This window comes from Streptomyces thermovulgaris (assembly GCF_002155915.1).
GTDB classification, from domain to species: Bacteria; Actinomycetota; Actinomycetes; order Streptomycetales; family Streptomycetaceae; genus Streptomyces; species Streptomyces thermovulgaris.
The window spans coordinates 1-5,727 of sequence record NZ_MUME01000104.1 but is presented as its reverse complement, the minus strand read 5'-3'; the positions used below and the strand labels follow the sequence as shown (position 1 = coordinate 5,727).

General features: G+C 71.8%; 6 protein-coding genes and 1 pseudogene. 6 read left to right on the top strand and 1 reads right to left on the bottom strand.

The features are described from left to right. Positions 1-667 (top strand): annotated as a pseudogene (locus CCN35_RS28330) (serine/threonine protein kinase); the annotation flags it as partial. A 6-nt stretch (positions 668-673) separates the two neighbouring features. Here the strand turns inward: CCN35_RS28330 and CCN35_RS11065 are convergent. Next, positions 674-1,420, bottom strand: a complete 747-nt coding sequence (locus CCN35_RS11065; RefSeq protein ID WP_067397180.1) for an SLATT domain-containing protein — start codon at positions 1,418-1,420, stop codon at positions 674-676. Between the two features lie 252 nt (positions 1,421-1,672). Between CCN35_RS11065 and CCN35_RS11060 the strand changes: the two genes are divergently transcribed. From CCN35_RS11060 to CCN35_RS11040, 5 genes are all read left to right on the top strand, one after another. Beyond that, a complete protein-coding gene (locus CCN35_RS11060; RefSeq protein ID WP_067397229.1) occupies positions 1,673-2,011 on the top strand; it encodes a YbaB/EbfC family nucleoid-associated protein in 339 nt (112 codons plus the stop codon). Between the two features lie 84 nt (positions 2,012-2,095). Then, on the top strand, positions 2,096-2,695 hold the full coding sequence (gene recR / locus CCN35_RS11055) for a recombination mediator RecR (protein WP_067397179.1): 600 nt from the start codon (positions 2,096-2,098) through the stop codon (positions 2,693-2,695). Continuing rightward, the gene (locus CCN35_RS11050) at positions 2,688-3,365 is read left to right on the top strand and encodes a DUF5063 domain-containing protein (RefSeq protein ID WP_067397178.1); all 678 of its coding nucleotides are present in this window, start codon (positions 2,688-2,690) and stop codon (positions 3,363-3,365) included. Before recR ends, CCN35_RS11050 begins: the two co-directional genes overlap by 8 nt. Before the next feature lie 197 nt (positions 3,366-3,562). Beyond that, complete coding sequence (locus tag CCN35_RS11045; RefSeq protein ID WP_067397177.1) at positions 3,563-4,840, top strand: aspartate kinase; 1,278 nt, start codon at positions 3,563-3,565, stop codon at positions 4,838-4,840. Further along, positions 4,837-5,727 (top strand): aspartate-semialdehyde dehydrogenase (locus CCN35_RS11040; RefSeq protein WP_086792438.1); only part of this gene is annotated, 891 nt, incomplete at its 3' end. The genes CCN35_RS11045 and CCN35_RS11040, both read left to right, overlap by 4 nt.

Sequence of the window (5,727 nt, the reverse complement as noted above, 5' to 3'; positions counted from 1 at the left end):
CAGGGGATTCGGGCCGTACGGTCCGCCGCCGTTCGGTTCGACCCCGCCGTACGGCCCGAATCCCCTGTCGCAGCAGGAGCCGCGCCGGAGCGCTCGCTCCACGGCGGCGCTGATCGCGGTGGCGCTGGTGGTGGCGCTGGGCGCGGGCGGCTCCGTGTACGCCCTGATGCGGGGCGACGGCAGCGACACCAGGGGCGGCGGCCCCGGCCCCTCGCCCACGGCCGGAGTGTCCACCGCACCGGTCACCGAGGAGCCGCAGGACACCGGTCCCGCCCCGTCGGCCTCGCAGCCGTCCTCCTCGGCACCGGCCGACGGGGTCGTGCCGGCCGCCTACCTCGGCAGCTGGACGGCGACGATCGACAGCGCCCGCGGTGCCCACACCCGCCGGCTGGCCATCAGCCAGGGCAAGGTGGGCGACACCGTGCTCAGGCTCGTCGCCGACGGCCCCACCGACGGCGGCGGCACCTACCACTGCGTGTTCGAGGCCCGGCTCACCCGCCGGCCGAGCGCGGGCGGCCCCTTGGCGATCGGCCCCTCCACGGTCACGACCGGGCCCAGCGGGACCTGCTCCCCGGGCGAGGCCACGGAGGTCACCCTGCTGCCGGACGGCCGGCTCCAGCGGGTGAACACCACCACCGGGGAGAGCCTGACCTACACCCGGCAGTGAGCGGTGTCACCGCGGCTCCGGCGGGCGCTGCCGGGGCATGTTCGGCCGTGCCGTGCTCGGGGGCAGGGTGAGGCGCCCCTGCCCGGCGGCCGTCCCGGGGCGTCCGCCGCCGGACGGCGCGGACTGCAGGTCCAGCGGCACTGTCCCGACCCGGAACTCCACCATCCAGTCGGCCGTCTCCGTGCGCACCAGCTCGGTCACGTCCTCCGAGAACCGGCGCAGCACCGTCAGGCACCGCTCGGCGGCCTCGCCGGCCGTTCCCTCGGCGGGGCCGAGGACCTCCCGCACGTTCTCCGTGGCCCAGTCGAACTGGAGGGTCTGCAGCCGCCGCTGCACGGCCTGCGCGGTCGCCATGTCCCGCATCCATCCGGACGTCACCCCGAAGTAGCGGTCGATCCCGACGCACGCGACGGACAGCAGCAGTGCCAGATACCCCCACGGCGCCGCCCCGCTCACCGCTCCGGTCAGGTCCAGCAGGGGCAGCAGCGCCCCGGTCACCGCTCCCGCCGCGGTCCCGCACCGCAGTATCCGCGCCCCGCGCCGCTTCCACACCCGCTCCCCCAGGTACCAGGCCACGGTCTGCAGCGCTCCCCGCTCCACCCAGCGGTACAGCTCGTCCAGCCGCTGTGCCGGCTCGGTCCAGTCGCCGAGCGGAAGGGGCCGTCCGGTCAGATCCCCCGGCCGTGGTCCGGCCGCCTTGTCGCCTTGACCGTCCTGAGGCGGACGCTCGGGCTGCATCTCCGGCTGACCCACCCGGCACTCCCTACTGATCACGGTCCGTGACGCTGGTTGACGCGCCGGCCCCCTTCCTACCCCCCAATGGGTGGCGATGCGGCGGGAAGCGCGGCTTTTCCGCCCGTAAGGGGGCGTTGATCAGGTATAGGGCTCATCCGAGAGTCACCCGAAAGAGTGGCAGAGCGCCGTATGCCTGGAGCACGTAGGCTCGTGCCAGCGGGAACCGGAGGCGGTTCCCGGCCCACAGTCGTACGAACGCAGGAGCTGATGGTGTTTCCCGGTGGTGGCCAGCCCAATATGCAGCAGTTGCTCCAGCAGGCCCAGAAGATGCAGCGGGACCTGCAGCGGGCGCAGGAGGAACTGGCGCAGACCGAGGTCGACGGTCAGGCGGGCGGCGGCCTGGTGAAGGCCACCGTCACCGGTGCCGGCGAGCTGCGCGCGCTGAAGATCGACCCGAAGGCGGTCGACCCCGAGGACACGGAGACCCTCGCCGACCTGATCGTCGCGGCCGTCAAGGCGGCCAACGACAACGCCCAGACGCTCCAGCAGCAGAAGCTCGGCCCGCTCGCCCAGGGCCTGGGCGGCGGCATCCCGGGCCTGCCCTTCTGAGCACCGCCCCTCAGCCGCCCTTCTGAGAAGGGCGCCGGGCAACTAGCGTACGTATCGAAACGAGCCAGGAAGGACGGCAGTCCGTTGTACGAAGGCGTGGTCCAGGACCTCATCGACGAGCTCGGGCGGCTGCCCGGCGTCGGTCCCAAGAGCGCGCAGCGGATCGCCTTCCACATCCTGCAGGCCGAACCGACGGACGTACGGCGCCTCGCCCAGGCCCTGCTCGAGGTGAAGGCGAAGGTCCGCTTCTGCGCGACCTGCGGCAATGTCGCCCAGGAGGAGCTGTGCGGCATCTGCCGCGACAGCCGCCGCGACGCCTCGGTCATCTGCGTGGTCGAGGAGCCGAAGGACGTCGTCGCCATCGAGCGCACCCGTGAGTTCCGCGGCCGGTACCACGTGCTCGGCGGGGCGATCAGCCCCATCGAGGGCGTCGGCCCCGACGACCTGCGCATCCGGGAGCTGCTGGCCCGTCTGGCCGACGGCACGGTCACCGAGATCATCCTGGCCACGGACCCGAATCTCGAAGGCGAGGCGACCGCCACGTACCTCGCCCGCATGATCAAGCCCATGGGTCTGAAGGTCACCCGCCTGGCCAGCGGGCTGCCGGTGGGCGGGGACCTGGAGTACGCGGACGAGGTCACCCTCGGCCGCGCCTTCGAGGGGAGGCGACTGCTAGATGTCTGACGTCACGCTGCACGCGGCGCACCGGGGTCCGGACGACTTCGCGGTCCAGATCGCCGATCAGATCGAGAGCTTCCTGGTCGCGGTCGAGGAGGTGGCCAAGGGCGACGACCCGGACTCGGTGGTGCCCTTCCTGCTGCTGGAGGTGTCCCAGCTGCTGCTGGCCGGCGGGCGCCTCGGCGCACACGAGGACATCGTGCCCGAGGAGCGCTACGAGCCCGATCCGGGGCCGGAGCAGGACGTGGACGGCCTGCGCGAGAGCCTGGCCCGTCTGCTGGAGCCGGTCGACGTCTACTCCGAGGTCTTCGACCCCTACGAGCCCCGCCGGGCCCCCGTCGCCGCCCGTATCTCCGACGACCTCGCGGGCGTCGTCACCGATCTGCGCCACGGCATGGCCCACTACCGCGCCGGCCGCATCACCGAGGCCCTGTGGTGGTGGCAGTTCTCCTACTTCTCCAGCTGGGGCTCCACGGCCTCCGCCGCCCTGCGCGCCCTGCAGTCCGTGGTCGCCCATGTCCGCCTCAACCAGCCCCTGGCGGAGCTGGACGGCCTGGACACCGACCACGACCCGGGCGAGGACGTCCTGGTGCGGGAGGCGGGCGAGGTCATGGCGGAGGAGATCGGCCGGATGGGCCTGCGCCGGACGAGCCGGCAGGCGCCGGCCGGCCCTTGAGCGGCCGGCGCCCACTGTGACCCCGCCCACGTCGTGCGTGGCGCTCCGCCGCCTGGGCATGAGCCGTTCTGGAAGCGGGTGGCCGGGCATCTCACGATGCGATAGCGCGGAGGGGGAAATTCGGGCGCCCGATAAACTGAGCCGACCGCACTGCGACTGCGCGAGTGCGGGAGACACGGACTGAGCGAGGAGCGCACGTGGGCCTTATCGTGCAGAAGTACGGAGGCTCCTCCGTAGCCGATGCCGAGGGCATCAAGCGCGTCGCCAAGCGGATCGTGGAAGCGAAGAAGAGCGGCAACGACGTTGTCGTGGTCGTTTCCGCGATGGGCGACACGACGGACGAGCTGATCGATCTCGCCGAGCAGGTCTCTCCCATGCCTGCCGGACGCGAGCTCGACATGCTGCTGACCGCCGGAGAGCGGATCTCCATGGCCCTGCTGGCCATGGCGATCAAAAACCTGGGGCACGAGGCCCAGTCGTTCACCGGCAGCCAGGCAGGTGTCATCACCGACTCGGTCCACAACAAAGCCCGCATCATCGACGTCACGCCCGGACGCATCCGGACCGCGCTGGACCAGGGCAACATCGCCATCGTCGCCGGTTTCCAGGGCGTCAGCCAGGAGGGCAAGGACATCACCACGCTGGGCCGCGGCGGCTCCGACACCACCGCCGTGGCGCTTGCGGCGGCCCTCGACGCCGAGGTGTGCGAGATCTACACCGACGTCGACGGCGTGTTCACCGCCGACCCGCGGGTGGTGCCGAGGGCCCGGAAGATCGACTGGATCTCGTTCGAGGACATGCTCGAGCTGGCCTCGTCCGGGTCCAAGGTGCTGCTCCACCGCTGTGTGGAATACGCCCGCCGGTACAACATCCCGATCCACGTCCGCTCCTCCTACAGCGGACTGCGCGGCACGTGGGTCAGCAGCGAGCCGATCGAGCAAGGGGACAAGAAGGTGGAGCAGGCCATCATCTCCGGTGTCGCGCACGACACGTCCGAGGCCAAGATCACTGTCGTCGGTGTGCCCGACAAGCCGGGCGAGGCCGCCGCCATCTTCCGCACGATCGCCGATGCCGAGATCAACATCGACATGATCGTGCAGAACGTGTCCGCCGCCTCCACCGGCCTGACGGACATCTCCTTCACGCTGCCCAAGACCGAGGGCCGCAAGGCCATCGAGGCGCTGGAGAAGAATCGGTCCCGCATCGGCTTCGAGTCCCTGCGCTACGACGACCAGATCGGCAAGATCTCCCTGATCGGCGCCGGGATGAAGACCCACCCGGGCGTCACCGCGGACTTCTTCACCGCGCTGTCCGAGGCGGGCGTGAACATCGAGCTGATCTCGACCTCCGAGATCCGTATCTCGGTCGTCACCCGCAAGGACGACGTACCGGAGGCCGTGCGCGCGGTGCACACCGCCTTCGGGCTCGACTCCGACCGTGACGAGGCCATCGTCTACGGAGGCACCGGGCGATGACCCGCCGACCGGCGCTCGCGGTCGTGGGAGCGACCGGAGCCGTCGGAACGGTCCTGCTCACGATCCTGTCCCAGCGCGCGGACATCTGGGGCGAGATCCGTCTGATCGCCTCGCCGCGCTCGGCCGGCCGCAAGCTGTCCGTGCGCGGTGAGGAGGTCGAGGTGGTCGCGCTCACCGAGGACGCCTTCGACGGGGTGGACATCGCCCTGTTCGACGTGCCCGACGAGGTGGCGGCCCGGTGGGCGCCGCAGGTGGCGGCCCGGGGCACGGTCGTCGTGGACAACTCCGCGGCCTTCCGCACGGACCCGGACGTGCCGCTGGTCGTGCCCGAGGTCAACGCGCACGCGGTGCGCCGCCGTCCGCGCGGGATCGTCTCCAGCCCCCACTGCACCACCCTGTCCATGATCGTGGCGCTGGGCGCGCTGCACGCCGAGTTCGGGCTGCGCGAGCTGGTCGTCTCCTCGTACCAGGCGGTCAGCGCGGCCGGGCGCGCGGGAGTGGAGACGCTGCGCCGGCAGCTGGCCCTGGTGGTGGGGACGGAGCTGGGGACCTGCCCCGGCGATGTGCGGCGGGCCGTCGGGGACGACACCGGGCCGTTCCCGGAGCCGGTGGCGCTGAACGTGGTGCCGTGGACCGGGACGCTGTGCGAGGACGGCTGGTCGTCGGAGGAGATGGCGCTGCGGGACGAGACCCGCAGGATCCTCGGTCTGCCGCGGCTGCCGGTCGCCGTGACCTGCGTCCGCGTCCCCGTGGTCACCGCGCACTCCCTGACGGTGCACGCCCGCTTCGAGGACGAGGTCACCGTCGACCGGGCGCAGGAGATCCTCGCCACCGCGCCCGGAGTGGTGCTGTACGACGACCCGGCCGCGGGCGGATTCCCCACGCCC